The 23,391-nt window shown below is 64.5% G+C and carries 24 protein-coding genes and 2 pseudogenes; 14 read left to right on the forward strand and 12 right to left on the reverse strand.

The window, feature by feature from the left end:
* The first annotated feature begins 173 nt into the window (after positions 1 to 173).
* The 3 genes from CIT37_RS32035 to CIT37_RS32045 all read left to right on the forward strand — a co-directional run bounded on the left by CIT37_RS32035 (position 174) and on the right by CIT37_RS32045 (position 2,100).
* Positions 174 to 752: a TetR/AcrR family transcriptional regulator gene (locus CIT37_RS32035; protein ID WP_095425555.1), complete on the forward strand. Its 579-nt coding sequence runs from the start codon at positions 174 to 176 to the stop codon at positions 750 to 752.
* A gap of 32 nt (positions 753 to 784) precedes the next feature.
* On the forward strand, positions 785 to 1,636 hold the full coding sequence (locus CIT37_RS32040; protein WP_095425556.1) for an alpha/beta fold hydrolase: 852 nt from the start codon (positions 785 to 787) through the stop codon (positions 1,634 to 1,636).
* A gap of 95 nt (positions 1,637 to 1,731) precedes the next feature.
* Complete coding sequence (locus tag CIT37_RS32045) at positions 1,732 to 2,100, forward strand: rhodanese-like domain-containing protein (protein WP_095425557.1); 369 nt, start codon at positions 1,732 to 1,734, stop codon at positions 2,098 to 2,100.
* A gap of 74 nt (positions 2,101 to 2,174) precedes the next feature.
* On the opposite strand, the gene CIT37_RS32050 is transcribed toward CIT37_RS32045, so the two are convergent.
* Positions 2,175 to 3,137: a helix-turn-helix domain-containing protein gene (locus CIT37_RS32050; protein WP_095425558.1), complete on the reverse strand. Its 963-nt coding sequence runs from the start codon at positions 3,135 to 3,137 to the stop codon at positions 2,175 to 2,177.
* A gap of 241 nt (positions 3,138 to 3,378) precedes the next feature.
* Between CIT37_RS32050 and CIT37_RS32055 the strand changes: the two genes are divergently transcribed.
* From CIT37_RS32055 to CIT37_RS32075, 5 genes are all read left to right on the forward strand, one after another.
* Entirely contained in the window at positions 3,379 to 4,350 is a 972-nt protein-coding gene (locus CIT37_RS32055) for an ABC transporter permease (protein WP_028142253.1), read from the forward strand.
* 40 nt (positions 4,351 to 4,390) lie between these two features.
* On the forward strand, positions 4,391 to 5,407 hold the full coding sequence (locus CIT37_RS32060; protein WP_028142252.1) for a sugar ABC transporter substrate-binding protein: 1,017 nt from the start codon (positions 4,391 to 4,393) through the stop codon (positions 5,405 to 5,407).
* A 77-nt stretch (positions 5,408 to 5,484) separates the two neighbouring features.
* Positions 5,485 to 7,602 carry an ABC transporter permease gene (locus tag CIT37_RS32065; RefSeq protein WP_028142251.1) on the forward strand — a complete coding sequence of 706 codons (2,118 nt, stop codon included), beginning with the start codon at positions 5,485 to 5,487 and terminating at the stop codon, positions 7,600 to 7,602.
* Complete coding sequence (locus CIT37_RS32070) at positions 7,599 to 8,693, forward strand: hypothetical protein (RefSeq protein ID WP_095425559.1); 1,095 nt, start codon at positions 7,599 to 7,601, stop codon at positions 8,691 to 8,693. Before CIT37_RS32065 ends, CIT37_RS32070 begins: the two co-directional genes overlap by 4 nt.
* The gene (locus CIT37_RS32075; RefSeq protein WP_038972041.1) at positions 8,690 to 10,186 is read left to right on the forward strand and encodes a sugar ABC transporter ATP-binding protein; all 1,497 of its coding nucleotides are present in this window, start codon (positions 8,690 to 8,692) and stop codon (positions 10,184 to 10,186) included. The genes CIT37_RS32070 and CIT37_RS32075 overlap by 4 nt, the downstream gene beginning before the upstream one ends.
* A gap of 44 nt (positions 10,187 to 10,230) precedes the next feature.
* Here the strand turns inward: CIT37_RS32075 and CIT37_RS32080 are convergent, their stop codons facing one another.
* On the reverse strand, positions 10,231 to 10,443 hold the full coding sequence (locus CIT37_RS32080) for a hypothetical protein (protein ID WP_028142248.1): 213 nt from the start codon (positions 10,441 to 10,443) through the stop codon (positions 10,231 to 10,233).
* A 464-nt stretch (positions 10,444 to 10,907) separates the two neighbouring features.
* On the opposite strand from CIT37_RS32080, the gene CIT37_RS32085 reads away from it, so the two are divergent.
* Positions 10,908 to 11,183, forward strand: a complete 276-nt coding sequence (locus tag CIT37_RS32085) for a hypothetical protein (RefSeq protein WP_028142247.1) — start codon at positions 10,908 to 10,910, stop codon at positions 11,181 to 11,183.
* A gap of 12 nt (positions 11,184 to 11,195) precedes the next feature.
* Here CIT37_RS32085 and CIT37_RS32090 read toward each other — a convergent pair whose 3' ends face one another.
* On the reverse strand, positions 11,196 to 11,990 hold the full coding sequence (locus CIT37_RS32090; RefSeq protein WP_028142246.1) for an adenylate/guanylate cyclase domain-containing protein: 795 nt from the start codon (positions 11,988 to 11,990) through the stop codon (positions 11,196 to 11,198).
* 241 nt (positions 11,991 to 12,231) lie between these two features.
* Here CIT37_RS32090 and CIT37_RS32095 point away from each other — a divergent pair, with 241 nt between their 5' ends.
* Entirely contained in the window at positions 12,232 to 12,411 is a 180-nt protein-coding gene (locus CIT37_RS32095) for a hypothetical protein (protein ID WP_028142245.1), read from the forward strand.
* A 146-nt stretch (positions 12,412 to 12,557) separates the two neighbouring features.
* Here the strand turns inward: CIT37_RS32095 and CIT37_RS32100 are convergent.
* The 9 genes and pseudogenes from CIT37_RS32100 to CIT37_RS32140 all read right to left on the reverse strand — a co-directional run.
* Positions 12,558 to 13,172, reverse strand: a pseudogene (locus CIT37_RS32100) (adenylate/guanylate cyclase domain-containing protein); the annotation flags it as partial.
* A 10-nt stretch (positions 13,173 to 13,182) separates the two neighbouring features.
* Positions 13,183 to 14,247 (reverse strand): IS630-like element ISRj1 family transposase, encoded by a 1,065-nt coding sequence (locus tag CIT37_RS32105; protein WP_011084514.1) that lies wholly within the window; start codon positions 14,245 to 14,247, stop codon positions 13,183 to 13,185.
* A 42-nt stretch (positions 14,248 to 14,289) separates the two neighbouring features.
* A pseudogene (locus CIT37_RS32110) lies at positions 14,290 to 14,871 on the reverse strand (adenylate/guanylate cyclase domain-containing protein); the annotation flags it as partial.
* Between the two features lie 114 nt (positions 14,872 to 14,985).
* The gene (locus CIT37_RS32115; protein WP_028142243.1) at positions 14,986 to 15,570 is read right to left on the reverse strand and encodes a HutD/Ves family protein; all 585 of its coding nucleotides are present in this window, start codon (positions 15,568 to 15,570) and stop codon (positions 14,986 to 14,988) included.
* Positions 15,545 to 16,393 carry an alpha/beta fold hydrolase gene (locus tag CIT37_RS32120; protein WP_244611305.1) on the reverse strand — a complete coding sequence of 283 codons (849 nt, stop codon included), beginning with the start codon at positions 16,391 to 16,393 and terminating at the stop codon, positions 15,545 to 15,547. The genes CIT37_RS32115 and CIT37_RS32120 overlap by 26 nt, the downstream gene beginning before the upstream one ends.
* Before the next feature lie 104 nt (positions 16,394 to 16,497).
* A complete protein-coding gene (locus CIT37_RS32125; protein ID WP_028142242.1) occupies positions 16,498 to 17,067 on the reverse strand; it encodes a DUF2087 domain-containing protein in 570 nt (189 codons plus the stop codon).
* Positions 17,068 to 17,318: 251 nt separating this feature from the next.
* Positions 17,319 to 18,164 carry an SDR family NAD(P)-dependent oxidoreductase gene (locus CIT37_RS32130; RefSeq protein WP_095425562.1) on the reverse strand — a complete coding sequence of 282 codons (846 nt, stop codon included), beginning with the start codon at positions 18,162 to 18,164 and terminating at the stop codon, positions 17,319 to 17,321.
* Positions 18,165 to 18,173: 9 nt separating this feature from the next.
* Positions 18,174 to 18,725 (reverse strand): carboxymuconolactone decarboxylase family protein, encoded by a 552-nt coding sequence (locus CIT37_RS32135; protein ID WP_028142240.1) that lies wholly within the window; start codon positions 18,723 to 18,725, stop codon positions 18,174 to 18,176.
* The gene (locus CIT37_RS32140) at positions 18,703 to 19,398 is read right to left on the reverse strand and encodes a TetR/AcrR family transcriptional regulator (RefSeq protein ID WP_028142239.1); all 696 of its coding nucleotides are present in this window, start codon (positions 19,396 to 19,398) and stop codon (positions 18,703 to 18,705) included. The genes CIT37_RS32135 and CIT37_RS32140 overlap by 23 nt, the downstream gene beginning before the upstream one ends.
* Before the next feature lie 167 nt (positions 19,399 to 19,565).
* On the opposite strand from CIT37_RS32140, the gene CIT37_RS32145 reads away from it, so the two are divergent.
* The 4 genes from CIT37_RS32145 (at position 19,566) to CIT37_RS32160 (ending at position 23,303) form a co-directional block, all read left to right on the forward strand.
* Positions 19,566 to 20,777, forward strand: a complete 1,212-nt coding sequence (locus CIT37_RS32145) for an ABC transporter substrate-binding protein (protein WP_095425563.1) — start codon at positions 19,566 to 19,568, stop codon at positions 20,775 to 20,777.
* 3 nt (positions 20,778 to 20,780) lie between these two features.
* Positions 20,781 to 21,674, forward strand: a complete 894-nt coding sequence (locus CIT37_RS32150) for an MBL fold metallo-hydrolase (RefSeq protein ID WP_095425564.1) — start codon at positions 20,781 to 20,783, stop codon at positions 21,672 to 21,674.
* A gap of 11 nt (positions 21,675 to 21,685) precedes the next feature.
* Positions 21,686 to 22,654 carry a Bug family tripartite tricarboxylate transporter substrate binding protein gene (locus CIT37_RS32155; RefSeq protein ID WP_161966248.1) on the forward strand — a complete coding sequence of 323 codons (969 nt, stop codon included), beginning with the start codon at positions 21,686 to 21,688 and terminating at the stop codon, positions 22,652 to 22,654.
* A 109-nt stretch (positions 22,655 to 22,763) separates the two neighbouring features.
* On the forward strand, positions 22,764 to 23,303 hold the full coding sequence (locus CIT37_RS32160) for a VOC family protein (protein WP_095425565.1): 540 nt from the start codon (positions 22,764 to 22,766) through the stop codon (positions 23,301 to 23,303).
* Positions 23,304 to 23,391: the final 88 nt, after the last annotated feature.

Genomic DNA, 23,391 nt, shown 5'->3' on the forward strand with positions numbered 1-23,391 from the left:
TTTCGTTCAAACTCTATATCGAATTAGAGGTCGACCACAATCTAAATTTGGCGACCTGACGGGAATGTGATCTCAGGAAATCACCGGTCCAGCTGCAACTGCCCACTTGATAGATGTCATTCGACATCTATATTGGACGTAGATTTCGACTGAAATCCAAATGGAGGAGCACGATGCGCGTCAGTCGCGTTCAAGCCGCGGAGAACCGCCAAACCGTGATCAATGTGGCAAGTCGCCTCTTCAGGGATCGCGGCTTTGACGGCATTGGCCTCAAGGATCTGATGGAGGGGGCCGGGCTCACCCAGGGCGCCTTCTACAAGCAGTTCGCGTCCAAGGAGGACTTGACGGTCGAGGCATCCAAGCGCGCGTTGGAGAGCGCTTCCGGCCGATGGTCGGACGCGGCCGCGCGCAATCCTGACGATCCGCTCAGCGCAGTGATCGGATTCTATCTCAGTGCAGATCATCGCGAAGAGAGAATGGACGGCTGTCCGATCGTGGCCCTCGGCGCGGACGCCGCCCGGCAGGGTCCCGACGTCAAGGCCGAGTTCGAAGCGGGCATCAAGGCCCATCTCGACGTGCTCGGCCGCTTCATCGCCAAGGACGGCGACCAGGGGTCCAGAGACAAGGCCATGGCCATTCTCGCGACGATGGTCGGCGCCGTGACGCTGGCGCGCGCGGTCAACGACACCGACCTCGCACGAGCCCTTCTGGATGCCGCAGCCGCGCTGGTCCGTGAAGCCGCCGCCGCTTGAACGACCGCCCCCTCGAAACTTGGAGAGATCGGATGCTTGACGTGAGCGAAGCCGGGCCGAGTTTGCTCAAATTATCGGAGAGGCTCAGTGTGCGTTTTCACAAGACCGGCAGCGGGCCTCCGCTACTCCTCGTCCATACGATCCGGACGCAGCTCGAGTATTTCCGCAGCCTCGCGCCTCTCCTCGCCCGGTCGCACACGGTGTACGCCATCGATCTGCCCGGCCACGGACACTCACCGATCGATCCGGGCGCGAGCTTCAACGAGCCCTATTTCAGGCAGGCGGTCATCCGCTTCATTGAGGCGCTAGACCTCTCGGATATAACGCTCGTCGGCGAGTCGATCGGGGGCGCATTGGTCCTCACGGTGGCGGCCTCCCTCCCACACCGCGTAAAGCGGGTCTATGCAATCAACCCCTACGACTACGAAACTCGCTATGGGGACGGAATTCGACGGGGCAATTGGCTCGCGAACTTCATTATCGGAAGTCTGCAGATCCCGGTGCTCGGGGCGATCAACGCGTCGCTCGAAAACAAGATCGTTCTCGGCAAGATCATGGGTGGTGGATACCACGACCCGCGCAAGCTGCCGGCCGATCTGCTCGCCGAGTTCGACAAGGTGGCCCACCGCCCGGGATACAAGCGGGCCGCACGCAAGGTGTTGGCGGGCTGGCGATCCTGGAGCACGGCCCGCGACTACTATCGGCAGATCTCGGCGCCGGTGACGCTCATCTATGGCGACAGCGATTGGTCTCGGCCCGACGAGCGCGAGCGCACACGGTCTCTCATTCCCAACTCGCAGGTGGTGACGCTCAGGAATACCGGCCACTTCTCGGCTGTCGAGAATCCATCGGAGCTGGCTCGCACGATATTGGGGGCAGAATGAGCGCATGATCAAACAGAGCATGCTCCTCCGACAGAAGGAGGCGAAGTGCGGCCAATATGCTATCCTCCCCGCGAGGCCACCAACGGAGACAACCCATGCCAACCAGCGTCAAGCAAATGCTTGAAGCCGCCAATGCGGCGGTGCCCAAGATCACGCCGGAACAGGCCACTGACATGATCAAGAGCGGCAACACGCTGGTCGTCGACGTTCGCGACGCGCCGGAGGTGGCCGCCAGCGGCAAGATCGCAGGGGCCGTGAATGTCTCGCGGGGGATGCTGGAGTTTCGCGCGGATCCGGAGTTGCCTTCCCACGACAAGGCGTTCGACAAGAGCAAGAGCGTCATTCTCTACTGCGCGTCCGGCGGCCGGTCGGCGCTGGCCGGCAAGTTGCTGAAGGATTTGGGCTACGAGAAGGTCTACAACCTCGGCGGCTTCAAGGACTGGACGGGCGCCGTCGAGAAATAGGACGCGCGGGCCGGTCTGCAGGGGCTCGTTGCCGCCGAACGTCATCGCCGGCGGCTCGGCGCGCGATCCCCGCTCTAGTCGATCGACGTCATCTGCCGCCGGCGCAGCTCGGACGGGCTGTGGCCGAACTTCCGGCGAAACACCGTGCTGAAGTGCGACGAGCTGCTGAAGCCGAGGCGATAGGCGATCTCGGTCACCGACAGCGCGCGCAGCTCCGGGCGCATCAGCGCGTCGTAGCAACGCTGCAGGCGGCGGTTCAGGATCCATTCGGACACCGACATCTCGGTCGAACGAAACAGGTAATGCAGATGCCGGAGCGAGACGCCGTTGTTCCTGGCAATCTTCTCCAGCGACAGATCCGGATCGGTCAGATGCTCCTCGATCCAGCCCTTGACCGAGCGCAGGCGCGCGTTCCGCGCCGTCGCGTCTTCCGAGAACTCGTCCTTGTCGCCCATGTCCAGCGCGAGCGCCAGCACGTCCATCAGCTCATGACCAAGCCGGGTTCGCGCCGTCTCCTCCAGGCTCGAGGCCTCCGATGCCAGCAGCGCGCAGAATTCGGCGGCGATCCGCCCCAAGCCCCGTCCCGTCGCAATTGTCGCCGCCGACGGCATCTTTCCTTCGGCGAAGCGCGACGAAAATTCCTTGCGCGGGATCTCCAGATACAACGACCGGAATTGGTTCGAGCATTCGAGATCGTAGGCGTCGGAGGCCGAGAAGATCGCACCAACGCCCGGGCTGGTCACCAGGGTCTGGCCGGCCTGGAGCACGTCCATGCTGCCCTGTTGCAGAAACTGGACGTAGTAACAATCCTTGTCGAGCTTTGCGATGTGCCGGTCGCGCCGCGATATCCGCTGCTCCGACAGGAAGACGTCGCTCATCGTGACCGAGCCAAATTGCGCCTCGCGGATAAAGCCCTGGTAGTCGGCCGGCTTCACCGCGTTCACGTCGACATGAACATAGTGGTCGCAGATCGCATCTTGCCAGGCTGCGAAGCGCTTGGCGGGGTCTAGCTCCTCGGTCGTAAACACGAGATCCATGGTGGCCCGTTGCAGCGAGGTCTGGCTGTGCAGCGCACAAAAGCTGCCGGCCGATCTTAGGTTCCTGTCAGCTTCGCGCAAGACTCTTTGCGCGCCAACGCAAAAGGTTTGCGCGTTCAAGCAAGCCGCCTTGAGGCTCCTCGCTTATCAAGCGCAAAACAAATCTTGGGACGGGGGGAGGCAAGCGCGCGCCGAGACGGCGATCCCGCACGCGCGATGCCGATCCCAGGGATGGCAAGCGATGAAGCGCGTTCGGATCAGCCAACAGGAGATCGTGTTTGCGGTCTTCGCCGCACTTTTCCTGACCTTCTCGGTCTTCCTCAGCGGCTTTCTCTCCGCAGACAACATGCTGACATTGCTGCAGAACGTGGCGGTGCTCGGCATCCTTGGCCTCGCCATGGCAATCGTCGTGATCGGCCGCGGCATCGACCTGTCGCTGATCGCCGCACTCGCGGTCCCCGGCGGCCTCGTGCTGCAGATGGTGCAGAATGGGCATTCGCTGCCGGCCTCGCTGCTCGCCGCCGGCCTGCTGTCGATCGCGATCGGGCTCGTCAACGGCTGGCTCATCGCCTATGCGGAAGTGCCGCCCTTGTTCGCGACGCTGGCGACCGGCCTGTTCGTCGCTGGTCTCGGCCAGGCCGCCCTCTTCCAGCTCGACGTCGTGCAATGGAGCGACGGCATGGCCGGGTTCGAGCGGCTCGGCCAGGGCAGCATCCTCGGCATCCCCACCTCGATCGTCATGTTCGCGATCGCCTGCGTCGTGGTTTTCATCCTGCTGCGCAAGACGCGCTGGGGCGCCTACATCTACGCGATCGGCGACAACCCGTTCGCCGCGCGCGTGACCGGCATCCCGTCGCGGCCCATCATCGTGCTGCAATACGTCCTTGCGGCGCTGATCGGCTGCTTTGCCGGCCTCGTGCTGGCGGCGTCCGTCAACTCCATGCCGACCAGGATCTTCAATTCGACGCTGATCTACGACGTCATCCTCGTCGTCGTGCTCGGGGGCATCGGCCTGTCGGGCGGACGCGGCGGGGTCGTCAACGTCATCATCGGCACGCTCCTAATCGGAACGATGCTGAACGGAATGACGATCCTCAACGTCCCCTATGCCGGCCAGAACCTCATCAAGGGCCTCGTGCTCCTGGTCGCGGTCATCACGGACACGCTGCTCAACCCACGAAACGAAGAAACGGCCCAACAGGGCGACATCTGATCTGCCTGAAAAAAACGCGTATCCAACAAGGAGGAAGACAATGGCCTGCGTTCATAAATTCGCGCTTGGAAGCATCGCCGCATTGGCGCTTTCAGCCGGCGCCGCTCCGGCCCTTGCCCAGCAGGGCCTCGACGAGCCGTTCCAGAAGCCTTTCCGCGAAGCGCTCGCCGGCAAGACCGTCGCCTACGTGCCGGTGGCGATGAACTTCGACCTGACCGAAGGCTGGTACGCCGGCCTCAAGAAGGAGCTCGAGCCGTTCGGCGTCAAGTTCGTGATTCGCGATCCCAACTGGAATACGAACGCCGGCGCGCAAGCCGTCACCTCGCTGATCTCGGAGAAGCCGGCGGTGATGGTGATCCACAATCCCGACGTCCAGACCTACGCCAAGCTGCTGCAGCGCGCCGAGAACGAAGGCATCTACGTCATCCAGATCAACATGGGCTCGGCCTATCGCAGCTCGGCCTTCGTCGGTGCCAACTGGATCGAGATCGGCGAGCGCCAGACCGAAGGCGTGGTGAAGGCCTGCCAGGGCAAATCGAACAAGATCGCCATCATCCAGGGCGCGCTCTCGGCGGCGGCCAGCGCCTACACGCTCAAGGGCGTCGAGAACATTCTCGCCAAGCATCCCGAGATCAAGGTCGTCTCCAGCCAGGCCGCCGATTGGGATGCCGCCAAGGCCAAGGCAATCACCCAGACGGTGCTGAAGCAGAACCCTGACCTCTGCGGCATCGTCGGCTTCTGGGACGGCATGGACATCGGCACCGCCGCCGCGATCAAGGAAGCCGGCCTGACCGGCAAGGTGTTCCTGGCGACCTCGGGCGGCGGCGAGCGCAAGGGTGCGTGCGAGCTCGTGAAGAACGGCTCGTTCGATCTCAACATGAGCTACGACGTCCCGACGCAGGCCGCGCAGATGGCCGGCACGATCAAATGGCTGTTGTCGTCGGGCGCCAAGCCGGGTTCGGTCAAGGGCTCCGAATACACGACGCTGATCCCGATCACGAAAGAAAACGCCGACACCCAGACGGCGTGCTGGAATCTCTCCGATCTCAAGAAGTGATCGCACACTAAAGCTGCGCGTTCCGTCGCTCCGGGTGCGGAACGCGCAACCTTGCTCATGGAATCAGCGGAAGGCAGATGCGCGAGACACTGACGAGGCTCCGATATCGCTACTGGCCGGACCATCTCCTCGGCGAGATCCTGTCCAAACGCTGGACCGAAACCGCCATCCCGGTGATCCTGCTGCTGATCGTCGGCTTCGCGCTCAGCCGCTCGCTCGAGCATTTCCTGTCCCCATCGAGCCTCGCCGACACGGCGCGGCAGGCCGGCGAGATCGGCTTCATCGGTCTCGGCATGGCGCTGGTCGTCATCGTCGGCGGCATTGATCTCTCGGTCGGCTCGATCTTCGCCCTGACGGATTTCTGCGCGCTCTATCTGCTCGACGTGCTCAACTGGCCGGTCCCCGCCGTGGTGGTCGTCACCATGATCGTCGGAGGGCTGCTCGGCGCGGTGAACGGCGTGCTGATCGGCTATCTCAGGCTCCGCGCCTTCATCACCACGCTGATCACGCTGATCATCTATCGCTCGGCCTACGATCTGCTGATCCAGCGCTATTCCAACGCCATCGCGTCGGCTTTCCCGGACATTCCGTCCTGGGATTTCATCGGCGGCGGCAGCGTTTTCGGCATTCCCAGCGTCGCGCTGGTCTACATCGTCATCGCGATCTTCGGCCACGTCTTCCTGACGCGGCTGCGGCCGGGCTGGCACATCACCGCGATCGGCGGCTCGCGGCGCTCGGCCTACAATTCCGGCATTCCGGTCCGCCGCACAATCGCGCTCTGCTACGTCGCGAGCGGCGTGCTGACCAGCATCGGCGCGCTGTTCTTCGCGGCCCGGCTCGGCACGGTCGGCGGCGATATCGGCGTCGGCCTCGAGGTGATCGTGCTGACGGCAACCGTGCTCGGCGGCATCACGCTCGGCGGCGGCAAGGGGTCGGTCGTCAAATCGATGGTCGGCGTGCTCGTCGTCCTGCTCGTCACCAACGGCCTGACCGCCATGAATGCGCGCGGCGGCGTCAACCGCATGGCGCTGGCGACGATCCTGCTGGCGGCGGCGATGGTCGACATCCGTTGGCAGAAGAATCGCACCCGCATCATCAGCAAGGTCTATGTCGCCCCGACCTATCACGCGCTGCCGCCACCGCCGCCGACCGAGATCGGCAGCGGTGGGCCGTTCGAGCAGAACGACAAGCTGCGTGACGTCTCGCTGATCGGGCTCGGCCGGATCGAGGCGCCCGAGGACGTCATTCTCGACCGCAACGACGTGCTCTACGCGGGATCGCGGCACGGCGACATCATCCGCTTCTTTCCGCCCGATTACGAGCGGATGGAAGTGTTCGCACATATCGGCGGCCAGCCGCTCGGCATGGCGTTCGACAAAGAGGACAACCTCTATGTCTGCATCGGCGGCATGGGCCTCTATCGCATCAAGCCGGACGGCACCGTAGAGAAAGCCACCGACGAGACCAACCGCAGCATCTACTCCGTGAACGACGACAGCCGTCTCCGGCTTGCCGACGATCTCGACATCACAGACGACGGGTTGATCTTCTTCTCCGAAGCCACCGTCCGCTACGAGATGGACGAATGGCCAGTCGACGGGCTGGAAGCGCGCGGCAACGGCCGCATCATCTGCTACGACACCAAGACCGGCACCACCCACACCGCGCTGCGCGGGCTCAAATTCCCGAACGGCGTCGCAGTCGCCAGCGACGGGCAATCCATCCTGTTCGCGGAGACGTTCGGCTGCTCGATCAAGCGCTACTGGTTCGCAGGTCCCAAGAAGGGCAACGTCGAGACCGTCATGGACAATCTGCCGGGCTATCCCGACAACATCAACCTTGCCTCGGACGGCAATTACTGGCTGGCGCTGGTCGGCATGCGCAGTCCGTCACTGGATCTCGCCTGGAAGATGCCGAGCTTCCGCCGGCGCATGGCCAAGCGCGTGCCGGTCGACGAATGGCTGTTTCCGAACATCAACACCGGCTGCGTCGTCAAGTTCAACGAGCAGGGCAAGATCCTGGAATCGTTCTGGGACCTCAAGGGCCTCAACCACCCCATGATCACCTCGATGCGGGAGCATCGCGGCTATCTCTATCTCGGCGGCATCGCCAACAACCGGATCGGCCGCTTCAAGCTCGACAATGCCGATCCCGACTTCGTTCAGTACGACAAGCGCTGGGGGAAGCCGTCGTGATCGTCGCTATCAGAGAATTCGCCAACCGCTTCCTCGGCCGTGGCGAGGCGGCTATCACCGTGCCGTCGTTCGACGGGGCGTTGAAGCCCAACCAGGCGCTCGAGCAGGCGGAGATCCTGCTCGAATGCGACGCGCCGGAGGATCTCGCCCCGGACGGCACCTCGCTGCTCATCGCCGATGGCGCGCGGCTGACGCGTTTGACCGGAAACTCTACAACGACGGTTCGCAGCTTCGAGCGGCCGATCTCCGCGCTGGCGTCCTTGCCCGGTGGTGGCCTTGCCGTCGCGCTCGGCGGCATGGAGGTCCGGCTCTACGACAACGCCACGGCCGAGACACCCAGGGCCGCCTTTACGCAGGGGCTGCACGCCGTCAATGCGCTGGCGCCCGCGGCCGACGGGACGTTGATCGCAACCGATGGATCGTCGTTGCACGATGTCGGCGACTGGGCGCGCGATCTGATGGAGCTCGGCAGGACCGGCCGGCTGCTGCGGCTCGATCCGAACACGGGCGCGATCAGCGAGCTTGCCGGCGGATTGGGCTACGCTTTCGGCGCCATCACAAGCAACGGCACCGTGCTCGTCAGCGAAAGCTGGCGGCATCGCCTGGTCTCGATCGCACCGGACGGAAGCCGCAAGGATCTGCTGCGGCACCTCCCCGTCTACCCATCCCGGCTTTCTCCAGCGAGCGGCGGCGGCTTCTGGCTCACCGCGTTCACCGCGCGCACCCAACTGGTCGAGTTCGTGCTGCGCGAGCCCGCCTATCGCCGCCGCATGATCGCGGAGATCGACCCGGAGTTCTGGGTGGCGCCGCGTCTGCGCTCGGGCCACTCCTTCAAGGAGCCGCTGCAGGGCGCCCACATCAAGACCATGGGCGTGATGAAGCCCTGGGCGCCGCCGCGGTCGTATGGTCTCGTCATCCGGCTCGGAGCCGACGGCTTTCCACGCTACTCGCTCCACAGCCGGGCCGACGGCGTCAACCACGGCATCGTGTCCGCCGTCGAAGTCGGCAACGACCTCGTGATGATTGCCAAGGGCCCCGGGCGCGTCATCAAGCTGCCGCTGGCATCCCTCGGCGAGGAGGCCCGCGCATGAACGACCTCGTCCTGTCGCTGTCGAAGGCGACCAAGCTCTACGCCGGCGTGCCCGCCATCGACGGCGTCGATTTCGAGCTTCGGCGCGGCGAAATCCACGCCCTCGTCGGCGAAAACGGCGCGGGAAAATCGACGCTGACCAAGGTCATGGCCGGCGTCGTGACGCTGACGTCCGGCGGCATGATTGTCGACGGCGTCGACGTCACTCCGAGGACTCCGCTGGAGGCGCGCAACCTCGGCATCGCCATGGTGTTCCAGGAGAACAGCCTGGTGCCGACGATGACGGTGGCGCAGAACCTGTTTCTCGGTCAGGAGAAGTTCTACAATCGCCTGCGCGGCATCTACATCGCGGCCCAGCAATTCCTGCAATCGCTCAACTTCGACGTGACGCCCACCGCGACGGTCGGCGGATTAGGAGCGGCCAAGAAGCAGATGGTCGAGATCGCACGTGCGGTCCTGCACAAGGCCAAGGTGATCATCTTCGACGAGCCGACAGCGACGCTGACGCCGGAGGAGAAGAAGTACTTCTTCGACCTGGTCAAGGACCTGAAGAAGCGCGGGGTCTCCATCATCTTCATCTCGCACGCCCTCGAAGAGGCGCTGCTGCTCGCCGACCGCATCACGGTGCTGCGCGACGGCAGGCATGTCGTGACCGACGACGCCTCCCGCTTCGACCGGGCGCGCATCGTCCAGGCGATGGTGGGGCGGGATCTCTCCAACACGCTCTATGGCGCGCGCAAGGCGACGGTCCGCGCCTCGGGCAAGCGGGTGCTGACGGTGCAGAACCTGAAGATGGCGCCGATGGTGAAGAATAATTCGCTGTCGGTGTTTGCAGGCCAGATCACCGGCGTCTTCGGTCTTGTGGGCGCGGGACGCACCGAGACGTTCAAGATCGTCGCAGGCATCATGAAGCGCGACTTCTTCCACGGCGGCGAGGTGATCCTCGAGGACAAGCCGGTACGCTACCGCGTCCCCGCCCCGGCGGTGCAGGCCGGCATCGCCTACGTGACGGAAGACCGCAAGGTCGAAGGATTTTTCGAGACCGCATCCATTGCGCGCAACATCTATCTCGGCCTGCTCGCCAAGTTTCCCAAGGGACGCGCCTGGCTGTCACGACGCGAAAGCACGGCGACCGGAAAGTCCTGGATCGAACGGCTCAAGGTGCGCGCCATCGGCGACGAGGCCAAGGTCGTCGAATTGTCCGGCGGCAACCAGCAGAAGGTCGTGATCGCCAAATCGCTGATTCAGGATCCGGACCTGATCATATTCGACGAACCGACGCGGGGCGTCGATGTCGGAGCCATCGTCGAGATTCACGAGCTGATCAATTCGCTGGCCGACAAGGGCAAGGCGGTGGTCGTGATCTCCTCCTACCTGCCCGAGATCATGGCGCTGTCGGACCGCATCCTGGTTTGCAGGCAAGGCAAGGTCGTCGAGGAGTTTTCCGCGCTGGAGGCGACCGAGGAATCCATCATGTACGCGGCGATCCATTGACGGTTGCCCTTCCGCCACGTCGCTGCACAATCAACGCGGACGGATCAGGCGGAACGCGACATCGAGGCGGGCTGCGCGCTTCGCTCGCCCAGCAGCTTGCCGGTGGTGCTGTTGACGAAGTGCAGCGACATGCAGGCCGGGCACCTCACGGACACATAGCTGTCCGCCGGCTCGGAACTCTCGGGCCGCTCGTCATCGATCCGATGCTGGACGTTTATGCCGGTGCGCGGGCACCTGAAGAGAATCTGGCGCTGCATGTCGTTATTCATGCGCCCGAACCGCGGCCGGCGAAATTGCGGATGATTCCTTAGGGGCCCTCCCTGTGTTTGAGATGGGTCAATGCAAAGGCCCTGCTCACGCCTATGCTCTGCATGACATCGGCCGCGCTCCTGCTCCGGTGCCGAACGAAGCGGAGCCCGGACTCCTAGGCACGCCGGGCACCGCTTCGCAAGACGGGGACTGACCGACCGCGACCAGGAGCCGGCTCCGGACGAGCGGCTGCGCCGACGGGTTCGATGGAACCAGGGCAAAAGCCGCGGGTTGCAAAAGCCGCGGGTTGAATGCAGCCCTGGACAGAACACGCGATCGGCCTCGGTGCTTCCAAGGAAGCCGGGGCGGATTGACGTCGCCCTTGTCGCCTGACCGGACCGACACGGCCGTACGGTACCCCCGCCGCCGGAAACAGGCCACCATCGGGACCGCCACGATCAGGAGAGCAGCCATGATATCCGCCAACGTCGACGACCTGACCGCAGTGGTACGCTACGCGCTCGAAACCACCCGTGCGACCACGGTCTGCCCTTTCCACGATGAGGTGATCGTTCGCGTCGGCGACGACGCCGCCGAGAGCCACGCCTACGAACGCGCCAAGCGAATCCTCAGGAGCGACGGCACGGCCTTCGAGGCAGACGCTCTCAGGGAAGAGATCGGCCACCAACTCGCCGCCGCCGCGGACGGACGATGCCCCAAATGCGACCGGACCGATCCGAACAGATAGGCCTCAATCCCTTCAATCCTCCACCCGAAACAGCCGCCACCGCTCCGGCACGCCCTTGAGCTGATGCACGCCGTGATCCCTGAAGCGGATCTCCGACTGCGCCATCAGGTCCTTGACCGCGCTCGAGACCAGGACTTCGCCGGCGCGCGCTTTGGCGGCGACGCGCGTGCCGATGTGAAACGCGAGACCGACCATCTCGCCCCCGCTCACACTGTACTCGCCCGCATGCAGCCCGACCCTGATGTCGAGCCCCAGCGTGCGCACGGCCTTTTGAATCGCGGTCGCGCAGCGGACGCCGGAAGCCGGCGCCTTGAATGTCGCCAGCACGCCGTCGCCGGTCGTCACCACTTCCTTGCCACGCGTACTCTTCAGCTCCTTGCGCACGGCCGCGTAATAGTGGCCCATGACCTTGGTCCAACGCGCATCGCCGAGCTTTGCCGCCTTTTCGGTGGAGCGGACGATATCGACGATCAGGATGGTGGCGAGTGCCTGCTTGAGTTCCGCGCTCCGCTCGGCGGATCGGCGCCGGAGCGCGATCGGCCCGGCCAGCGGCTCGTAGCGGTGGCTGCGGCGCCGGGCGATGGCGGCTTTGGCGTAGTCCTGGGCGCGCTGCGTCGTGCCGCAGCGAACTGTCTTCTCCTGCGGCAATCGCGTCCAGTAGACCCTTCGTCCATCACCGGCGCCCTGCACCTCAACGGCACCCCACTTCAGGAACACCGCCGAGCCGACGCGCCGAACGCACCACGCCTTCGACGTGTAGCCGGATACGTTGGACTGGAGGACTCCGATGCGAAGGAATTTGGGCATGAACGTGCGGCCGATTTGAAAGACCGTTTGGGCGTCTTCGAGGCGGAAGCCTATTCGTACAATCCTGCATCGGCAATAGGGGCTTGCCAGGGCTGCCAGCGGCGCCTGACACCGGGATCGTGCTGACAACGCCCAAACGCGAGCCGCGCCCCGTCCATTCGTCGGTCGGAAGTTTCTCTTGTCCAAGCAACGATCAGCCTCCAGACGTGTTCTTCCGACATGAGATGCAGTGAGGCGCGCCATGGGCAAGGATGATGGACTGAAGCCTGACGACTTCCCGATCGAGGCCGACAAGGACAAGCTCAGGACACGCAAGGGCGAGCCCGTCGCCTCGGCGGAGTCGGAGCAGATTGCGGACCAGATCGCCGAACGCCTGAACGAGCACGCGCACCAGCAAGAGCAGGATCGTTGGTCCGCGTAGGCGTTACGGGGGTGCCACCCCAGGGCCTGGGCCTGCACCGGGTCTCACAGGTCCGGCGAATGGCGGCCCCGGCTCGACCTCCGCCCCCTGGACGAACCGCAAATAGATGCCGCCGCTGGGAATTCGTCCCGGGTGAGGCAGTCGCCCTACCCGTGATACGCGAACAGCTCGATCGGATCGCTGAAGCCGCGCACCTCGTGCTTGCCGACGTGCTCCAGCTCGAACTTCTCTTCCACCAGCTCCGCAAAGTCGCGTGACAGCAGCACCGTTCGACCGAGCTGCTTGGTAAGGGCTTCGAGGCGGGAGGCCATGTTGACGGCGGGACCGATCACCGTGAAGTCGAGCCGGCTGGTCGAGCCGATATTGCCGTACATGACATCGCCGACATGGACGCCAATACCGTAATTCAACGGCGCGCGGCTGGTCGCATTGTTCCGCTCGTTCAGCGCGGTCATGGCCTGACGAGCCTCGGTCACGGCGTGGAGCAGGTTCGCGCAGGCATCGGGCTCTTGAAGCGGGAAGATGGCGAGCAGGCCGTCGCCGATGAACTTCAGGATCTCGCCGCCGTGCCGCGCGATCGGCTCGGACATCGCGTCGAAATAATCGTTGAGCAGATCGATGACGTCGTCGCGCGGCCAGTTGTCGGAAATCTTGGTGAAATCCCTGAGGTCGCAGATCATGATCGCGGCGCGCACCGTCGTGCCGCTGCCGCGCCTGGTGGCGCCGGCGAGGATCAGCTGGCCGGCATGGGAGCCGACATAGTACCCGGAATCAGAGCTGAGTGATACGGCGGCCTTTGAAACGGCGTTGACGGACCTTTTTCTTGGTCCAGACGAAGGGCTCGGCTCTGTCGTTGTATGCGTTGACGTAGGCATCGATGTGTTCCTGAAGCTGCTTGAGGCTCGTGAAGGAGGTGCCGCTGAGCGACTGCCCCTGCAAGATGGAAAACCATACTTCGACCTGATTGAGCCATGACGCACTTGTCGGCGTGAAATGAAATTGCACGTTGGGGTGGGCCTTGAGCCAGTCCTCGTTCTTTTTATGGGTGTTGAGGTTGTCGAGGATGACGTGAAGCTTGCGGTTCGGAAAAGTCGCGGTGACGCTGTTCATGAAATCGAGAAACTCGACGCGGCGCCGGCGTTTTGAATGGGTCGCGATGATCTTTCCGGTGGCGACTTCGAGCGCCGCAAACAATGTTGTGGTGCCATGCCGCTTGTAATCGTGGCTTTGGCCGGTTAAGGCGCGGCCATTGGGCAACTTCAGATAACCCTGCGCTCGCTCCAAAGCCTGGATCGAGGGCTTCTCGTCCACGCACAGCACAATGGCCTTCGCCGGCGGCGCGACATAGAGGCCGACAACATCGGCGGCTTTGGCCGTAAAGTTCGGGTCGTTGCTCTCGCACCAGGACTTGCGAGCCACCAGGTCAATCTTGTGGCTGCGCAGGAACCGCCAGACATATTGGACATCGACATCGCCCAGCGCCTCGGCCAGCAGGGGGCCGGTCCAGCGCGCAAACCCTTGCGGTGGCGGCTTATCCAGCAGCTTCAGAATCCGCTTGTCGGTCGTCTTCGTATAGATCGGCTGCTTGCCAGGCCGCGGCTTGTCTTGCAGCCCTTCAAGGCCATGGTCGGCATAGCGATGCCGCCAAAGGCTGACAATCCGCGGCTGGACCCCAACTTCCTTGGCGATCGACCGGGTGCTGCGCCCATCCGCCGCCAACAGAACTATCCGCGCCCGCTTCAAATCGCGCTGCAACGTCACCGGTGAGCGACAGCACGCCTCAAGCACCTTGCGATCTTTCCTCGAAAGGTGGACTTCTCTTGCTTCGGGTATCATCCCGACCTTGAATCACGACTCACGTTCCAAGAAAAGTGGGTAATAGGTCTCCAGCAGCGTGCGCGCCAGCCGGTTCTTGATGCGGATCTCACTGACCAGCGCCAGCACCGGCAGGAGCTTCTTGAGCGCGGCGATATGCGAATCCTCGAAGCCGCCCGGACGGTCGGTCGCGAAGGTGATGAGATGCCGCTTGCCGAGCGTGTGGTAGAGCGGCCAGGCCACATAGTCGGTCAGGCCCTTTTCGCGCATCTCGTCGTACAGGGCGTGCTTGCGGCCGAGCGAGGGATCGCGTTCGAGATTCTCGCGCACCTCGCTCGCGCCGTCCTGCATTTCATTGGCGGGGCTGCCGATGAATTCCGACCGCTCGCGGACGTCATAATCCACCCGCGCGATCTCCGCCTCGCGCATGCCGTCGGACCACATGAACCGGGCGCCAAGCCATTGCGGATGGTGGATCAGGACATGGAGCGTCGACCGCTTCAGCGGAATGCCCGCCTGCTGCAGACGGATGCACATGTCGGCGAAGATATTGTCGATGAAGCGCTCGTCGCGCGTGCCGTTGGTCAGCCAGTCGACGACACCGTCGGCCTGCGTGGCGGGGGCGTGGTTGTCTTGCGCGGTCATATCCTGCCCTTCACGGCGGTCTGCATCAGGGCAGATATCGTGCCCCGGCTCCGCCGCGTCAACCTAGCCAGTTGCATGGATTGTGCGCATCGGGCTGTCGGGGCTGTCGCCCCCTTAATCGACGATCCGGATCGACCCCAGCACCACCGGACCCGAAACGAGCGCGAGCCTCGATGTCTCGGTCAATTCGATCCTGAGCGTGCCGTTGCCGGGGATGGCAAGATCCTCTCCATCGAGGCGAATGCGGCAATCGCCGTGCGGCGCGTAAACCAGATGCGTGCCGGCATGCAACGGTCGATCGCCGGCTTCCCTGAGCGCTTCGAGCTCGATCTCCACCGCACCGCGCCGCGCCATCAGGTTAACGACCTCGACCGGCCCGGCCTGAAGCTCCGTCACGATCTCGAGCTCGCCGGTGAACCGCACGGTCGTAAAAGGTTCACGCTCGTCGAATTCCTGGCCGGGGGCGTTGAGCACCAGCCCGCGCCCACTAACCACCATCTGCAAGCGGTCGATGCCCGGCATATGGGAGAAGGGACCGGGCGCCACGATCGGCGTGCTCGCAAAGCGCCAGAGCAGGCTGCTCCAGTCCTTCACCCCAGCGTCAGCGCGATGTGCGTCCGCGATATCGGTGAAGATGCCGCCGCCGTTCTTCCAGGGCGAGCGGGTGTAGTCTTCAGGTCTGAGCAATGTCGTCTTCATGGGGATCCTCGATGCGATGAGGGTGCAGGGAAGCGCGTTCGTGTGCGTCCAGGAACGGCTCGGCCTCCTTGCGCACCACGTTCAGGTGCGTGAACAGCGCCACGTGGCCGCCGTCGGGGAGCGCCAGCAGCTTTGCCTGCGGGATCGCCCGGCAGACGTTCTCGGCATGCGAGAACGGCACGACATTGTCGGCGCGGCCGTGCACGATGAGCGCGGGTGCCGAGATCGATCCCTCGGGCAACTCCCCCAGCGCGGCAAACTGCGCGATGTCGTTGACGGTCCCCGGAAGCCGGGCGTGCAGATGCTCGAACACCGTCGACTGCAAGGCGCGGAACAGCGGCCCTGCCTCCGGATGTCCCAAGGTCCGTTCGCGCATGGCGTCATCGGGAATCGCGCGGCGCGCGGCAGCCTGCGGATTCCGTTCACTTCGCCACTTCAGGATGCGGGGCAATCCGGGAAGACGCGCAAGGTGGCGCATCATGCGCAGGCGCGCGGTGATCTCCGGCGGCGTTTGCAGTTTCCCCGTGCAGGCCGATACCAGCACGAGCGAGCGGCAACGCGAGGGATGCCGTGCGGCGAATTGCAGTGCGGAGGGACCGCCGGCGGAGACCGCGACGACCGCCACGGTCGAAATCCCGAGCGCATCGAGCAGCGCGCCATAGACGTCAGCCTGGTCGTCGGGCGACGCGCCAAGCTCGAGGCGCGAGCCGAGATAGCCCGGGCGGGACACGGCCACCACCCGCTTGTCCCTGAGCGTCGCGGCGAGGGCGCGCGCCAGCAGCCACGACTGGTCGTGGCCGCCCATGCCGCCATGGATGGCCATGATAGCGGGCCCCTCGCCTGCGATTGCGCATTGGACTGTCCCGCGGGAGGTCCGCACCGAGACCGGAGCGGGCCCGGCGAGCGGCAATGCGTCCGGATTTGCGATCATGTCGCGGCTTCCGGTCGTCCGGATGCGCTGGCCTTGAGGTGGCGCAGAAGCGCTGCCGCCTCCGTCGGCGGCCGACGCTCGATCCTGCGATACGCGCGGCCGTCGGCCGTGCGGGAGACCAGGCCGTGATCGCACAGCGCGCGGCGGAGCAAGGCATCATCGGCGAAAGCGTGCTGACGGCTCAACAACGTCTTCACTTGCGCCTCGGCCAGACTGCACCGCGGCGGGAAGCCGGCCCACAACACCCAGAGGCTCAACTGCTGCAGGCTGTGGCGGGCCGGCCAGCGAAGCAGCCTGCCGTGGTCGTCGAAATGGCGCGCGGCGCGCTGCACGCGCTTCAGATCGACCGCATCGACTTGTGGTGCCGGCGTGCCGCGATCGTCCACGGCAGTGCCGACCGCACGCGCGCGGAAATGCTGATAGTTCCTGTGCCCCGTCGCACGTGCAAGAATGTTGAGGAGCTCGACGTGACCGGGCGGCGACGTACGCTCCAGAAGCTGGGCGCGCAGGGATTTCGCGAGCGCGGAAATGTCGCCCGCAACGAATTCAATGGGGGTTCTGGTCATGACCAATCCTCGATGTGCCGTTCCACAGATGGATTGTCGGAGGTCACCGGCTTACGACGCGGCACGAGGTTTGGTGTCGATTCGATTGAGCCTTGCAGGTTTAGCTTCCCTCGCGGGACGGTGACGCCTGGGTGAACTGCAGACCCGGCCGAACTCTTACTATAGACGCCCGGCAAGCTCAAGAGCCCCGCCCACCGGATGGGGCGCGGGTGCACGTGGTGCGCAGCGCAATCCGGACTACGTATCCGCTTTCACATTCCGCTCAGGCCGCTATCGACCGCGAGCGTCTGCGCGGTGACATAGACGCTTTCGTCCGACAGGAAGAACAGCACCGCATAGGCGATCTCCCACGCCGTGGCCTGGCGGCCGAACGGGACGTGGCCCTTGCCGCGATTGGGACGGCCGGCGCCGGCTTCGCGGCCGTTCGGGGTGTCGACGAGGCCGGGATAGACGAGGTTGGCGCGGACGCCACGGCGCGAGCCGAGATGAGCGATGTTGCGCATGAGGCCGCCGAGTGCGGCTTTCGATGAATCATACACCGCCATCTGCGATCCCGCCTTCAACGCCGCAATCGAGGAGATGAAGACGACCGAGCCGCCATCGTCGAATTTCGGCAGCGCGGCGCGGCAGCACAGCATGGGACCGCGGACGTTGACGTCGTAGATCCTGTTCCACTCCTCGGGGCTGACGTTATCGAGGCCGGTCTTGCCGAAGGTGCCGATGTTCAGCACCATGCCGTCAAGGCCGCCCATGGCGCGATGGGCTTCCTCGACCATGCGCTGGACGTCAGCCTCGGACGTCACGTCGGCCGCGATGGCAAAGGCCTCGCCGCCTTCATCGGTGATGTGCTTGACGGTCTGCTGAGCCGAGGCATGGTTGAGGTCAGCCACTGCAACCTTCGCGCCCTCCCGCGCGCATAAAATGCTCATGGCGCGGCCGTTGCCGATCGGATCGGTGCCGGCATCGAACACGCGCTGGCCGCCGCCGACGATCAGGATGCGGCGGCCCTTTAGCCGTCCCCTGCCCGGCGCCTCACCGAGCGATTCCGCGCTCGGCGGACGAACATAGCGCTCCGGCTTGCTGTCGGTTTCAGTCATCGCGACCGCCTACTTCTTGCCGCCGTCATAGACCGTCATGCCGGCTGCGGGATCGAGATCGGTTTCGGTCGCCTCGGTCAGGCGCGCCATCATCATGTAGAAGCCGAGCGCGACGATGGATTCCACGATCTCCTGGTCGCTGAAATGCTTGCGGGCAGCAGCAAAGGTCGCCTCGGGCACACGGACGTTCTCGACCACCTCGCGCCCGAAGTTCAGCAGCGCGCGTTCGACCTCGCTCAAGGCAGCCGCGCCGTAGTCGGAACGTTCGACCGCGTCGACCTGCGCTTGCGTGCAGCCGACGCCGAGCGCGATCGGAACATGCTGACGCCATTCATAGGCGCCGCCCTCTAACTGAGCAGCTTGAAGGATCAGGAGCTCGCGGTTGACCGCGCTGAGCTTCTGCTTGTGCAGGATCGAATTGCCGAGCCGCATCGCCGGGATCATGTTGGCCTCGGCATGGGCCATCATGCGAAAGATATTGAGTTTGACCGGCATGCGGTCGAACGAGGCGCGGATATCGCCGCTCGTGGTCTCCGGATCAATCAGGGGCAGCCTTGCCACGCGTTTCTCCCTTAGGCTTTCGTTTCTTGTCGGTGTCCTCGCCTGCCCCGATCAGCGACAGGAAGAAGGCGAGATAGCGGTCGATCGCCTCGATCACCTTCTGCCGCGGCGAGGGCGCGGCGCCCATCACGTAGTGCTCGAGGCGGATGTAGATCAGGCCGGCCGCGAACAGCCGCGCGGTCTCGCGCGGGTCCGGCGTATTGACTAGGCCGGCGAGCGCAAAGCCGCGGAAATAATCCGTCATCATGCTCTGCTCGCGAGCATAGAAATGATCGGCGAACTTGGCGCGGATGCCGGGCACACGGTTACGCTCGGCGGTGATGACCTTCTGAAACTGGTGCTCGCGCGGATCGGACCATTGCTCGACGAGGTCGAGCGCAAACTGGCGGCAGAACGCGGCGGGCTGGCGCGCGAGCTGCTTGTAGCGCGGCTCCTCCAGCCGGCTCGCCGAGCTTGCCGGACCGTGCTCGCTGACGATCGCCTCCAGGATCGCGGCCTTGCCGGTGAAATGATTGTAGAGGCTGCTCTCGCGGATGCCGACGCGGCGCGCGAGCTCCCGCATCGAGGCGCCGCCATAGCCGCTCTGCGCGAACAGGTCGAGCGCTTCGGTGAGGATGCGCTCACGGGTCGTGGGCGCAGCCGCTTCCGCCGCGCTTGTGGTGTGGAGAGCCATGCGACTTGACTAACGAACGATCGTTCGCTAGTCAACCGTACGAACGATCGTTCGTCTCGCCCACTCTGGCGGCAACGGTCGCGGCCCGCAAGCCTGCTTCGGGCGCTGTTCTCGCGTTTCAACTCCGCTCGATCGAGAGGCGGAGAGCAATTTTTGGGAGACGACCCATGGCGCGCTTCGCCCGCCCTCGCCTCACTGCGGCCTGCATCCTGTTGCCGCTGCTCGCGGCCAGTATCGCCTCAGCCCAAACCGCAAAATACGATCCCGGCGCCGACGACAAGACCATCAAGATCGGCACCACCGCGCCGCTGAGCGGCCCGGTCTCGGCCTTCGCGCAGATTGCGAAGTCGGCCGAAGCCTATTTCCGGAAAGTGAACGACGACGGCGGCGTCAACGGACGTCGCATCCAGATGATCATCGCCGACGATGCCTATAGCCCGCCCAAGACGGTGGAGCAGACCCGGCGCCTGGTCGAGAGCGAGGAGGTGCTGCTGATCTTCGGCGGCGTCGGCACGCCGACCAACAGCGCCGTGCACAAATATCTCAACGACCGCAAGGTGCCGCAGCTCTTTTTGGGCTCGGGCGCGGCGAAGTGGGACGATCCCAAGAATTTCCCGTGGACCGTCGGCTGGCAGCCGACCTATCGGGACGAAGCGATTGCCTATGCAAAATACATCAAGGCGAGCCGCGCCAATGCGAAGATCGGCGTGCTCTACCAGAACGACGATCTCGGCAAGGATTACCTGAAGGCGCTGGAGGAAGGCCTCGGCAGCGGCGAAGCGATCGTCGCGCGCGCGGCCTATGAGACCTCGGCCCCGACCGTCGACACCCAGATTTTGCAGTTGAAGACCGCGGGTGCCGATGTCGTGCTGGTCGCGGCGACGCCGAAGTTCGCGGCTCAGGCGATCCGCAAGATCGGCGAGATCGGCTGGAAGCCGACGACCATCATCTCCAACGTTTCGGCCTCGATCAGCGGCGTGCTGGAGCCGGCCGGCAAGGACAGTTCCACCGGTGTCATCTCCAGCCAATATCTGAAGGACGCAACCGATCCCGCCAACAAGGATGACCCCGGCTACAAGGAATGGCTGGCGTTCATGGACAAGTACATGCCTGATACCAACAAGAGCGACTGGCTCAACGTCTACGGCTACACCATCGCGCAGACGCTGGTGACGGTGCTGAAGGCCTCCGGCAACGACCTCACCCGTGCCAATGTGATGAAGCAGGCGACCACGATGAAGGACGTGAAGCTGCCGATGCTGATCAACGGCACCGCGGTGAGCAACTCGCCCGAGCGCTTTACGCCGATGACGAGCCTCCAGCTGATCCGTTGCGACGGCACGCGCTGGGTGCCGTTCGGCGATCTCCTGAAGAACTGACCGATGCGGCAGGTGACGATCGGCAGCATGCGGGTCGATCTCGTCAGCGAGATCCCCGCGCTTGCCTTCGACAAGAGCTGGCTGTTCGCCAACGTCACCGACGAGGTGATCGCGGAAAACCGGAGCTGGCTCGATCACCGCTACATCGAGCCGGAGACCGGCCGCTTCATCCTCAGCCACCACTCCTATCTCGTGCGCACGCCGCGCTGGACCGCCATCGTCGACACCTGCTGCGGCAACCACAAGAGGCGGCCGCGCGTGCCGGCGTGGAACAACCTCGACCAGCCTTATCTCGAGAACTTGCAGGCGCTGGGCGTTACGCCCGAACAGGTCGACTTCGTGATGTGCACGCATCTGCATGTCGATCATGTCGGCTGGAACACGCGGCTGATCGACGGTCGTTGGGTGCCGACCTTCCCCAATGCGCGCTATCTGATGGGCCGCGCCGAATATCGCCACTTCGAGGCCGCGCACAATGCGGCGCCGAGGAGCCCGGTGAACCACGGCTCGTTCGAGGATTCCGTGCTGCCGGTGGTGGCGGCCGGCCTTGCCGAATTCGTCGAGACTGATCATCGCCTGTTTAGCGACCGCGACGCTGCCTTGCGCTTTGCGCCGGCACCTGGGCACACCGCCGGCAATATGCAGATCCACCTCACCGGCCGCCACGATCACGCGGTGATGTCGGGCGACGTCATTCATCATCCGATCCAGTGCGCTGCGCCGTGGCTATCGAACGCTGCCGACGTCGATCCGGCCGCGGCGCTCGCAACGCGCATGGCGCTGCTGGAAGAGCTCGCGGATACCCCGAGCTATCTCCTCGCCGGCCATTTTCCGGCACCGACCGCGGGACACGTGGTCCGGCACGGCGGCGCCTACAGATTTCGTTTCGAAGATTAGGGAATGCCATCATGATGCTGCGCACCGTCACGCTTTCGTTTCTCGCATTGCTGTCGGCGGCACTGCCGTCACACGCCGAAGAACCCGCCGCCTATCCCACGCACAAGATCAAGATGCTGCTGCCCTACGCGGCCGGCGGCGGCGGTGACGTGGTCGGCCGGCTGCTCGCCGACAGGATGGGCAAGACGCTGGGGCAGAGCATCTATATCGAGAACCACACCGGTGCGGCCGGCACGCTCGGCACGCAGATGGTCGCGACATCGCCAAACGACGGCTACACCATCACCGTCGGCGGCATGACCACGCATGTGCTGGCCCCCGCGATCTATCCAAAACTGCCCTACGATCCGATCAAGGATTTCACGACCATCGGCCGCGTCGGCACCTCCTCGATCATGCTGGTTGCGACCAAGAATTTTGCCGCCCACGACATCAAGGGCCTGGTCGCTCTGGCCAGGAAGGGCGAGCCGATCCAGTACGGCAGCTGGGGTGTCGGCTCGACCGGCCAATTCTGCGCGGAGATCCTGATGCAGCAGGCCGGTATCAAGATGGACCACGTGCCGTTCAACGGCATCGCAAAACTCGCCGGCGACCTGCTCGGGGGACACATTTCGCTGGCCACACTCGACGTGGCCACCGCAACGCCGTTGGTGAAAGATGGTTCGATCAAGGCGCTGGCCGCCTGCGGCGAGCGCTCGCCGAGCCTGCCCGATGTCGCCAGCTACGGGGAGCAGGGCGTGCCGTTCGATCGTAGCCTGTCCTGGGCGATGTATGCGCCGGCGGGCCTCGCTCCGCCGATCGCACAGAAGCTCTCGGGGGCCCTGAAGGACGCGCTCGATGACGAGGTGGTGAAGCAGAAGCTGCTGGCACTCGGCATCACCCCGCAATTCGTCCCCGGCGACGAGCAGCGCGATCTCAACGCGCGCGACATCGCGGCCTGGAAGCAGGTTGCCAAGGACGCCGGCATTGAGGTCAAGTGAGCAGGAACGTGGCGGGCAGCTCGCGTGCACCATCCTTCGAGACGCCCGCCGGCGGCGGGCCCTCAGGATGAGGTCCCGTCGTGAATAGGCAGAGAACAGGAGCGCGGGCATGAGCCGCATCTTCGGCGCGGTGCGCCAGAACGGATATGTGGTGCGGGACATCCAGGCCGCGATGAAGCACTGGATCGAGGTGATGGGTGTCGGCCCCTGGTACTACATGGACCGCGTCAAGACCGACTGGTTTCGTCACCGCGGCGAGGACTCCGCCGTGGAGATGAGCATCGCGCTGGCAAATTCCGGCGACCTCCAGATCGAGCTGATCCAGCAGCGCAACGACGCGCCCTCGCTGTACAAGGAGTTTCTCGATGCCGGGCACGAAGGCCTCCAGCACATGTCCTACTGGAGCCACGACTATCAGGCCCTCTACGACAAGGCGCTCGGGCTCGGCTACAGGATCGGCCATGAGGGCCAGATCGGCGGCGACAAGGGGCGCTTTGCCTATTTCGACACGCAGGACCATCCGGGCACGGTGATCGAGATCTCGGACATCAGCGGCACCAAGGGGCCGTTCTTCGAGAAGGTCCGGCAAGCCGCGATGAGCTGGGACGGCACGCGGCCGATCCGCGAGGTCGGTGGGGCAAAATCATAGCCGGCAAGGCCGGTGCATCACTTGCACGCCTGTGTGGTAGGGTCCGCTGATTGAAACCGCGTTGGCCGGAGGTCCGCTCGACGGGGAT

The organism is Bradyrhizobium ottawaense, assembly GCF_002278135.3.
Lineage (GTDB): Bacteria > Pseudomonadota > Alphaproteobacteria > Rhizobiales > Xanthobacteraceae > Bradyrhizobium > Bradyrhizobium ottawaense.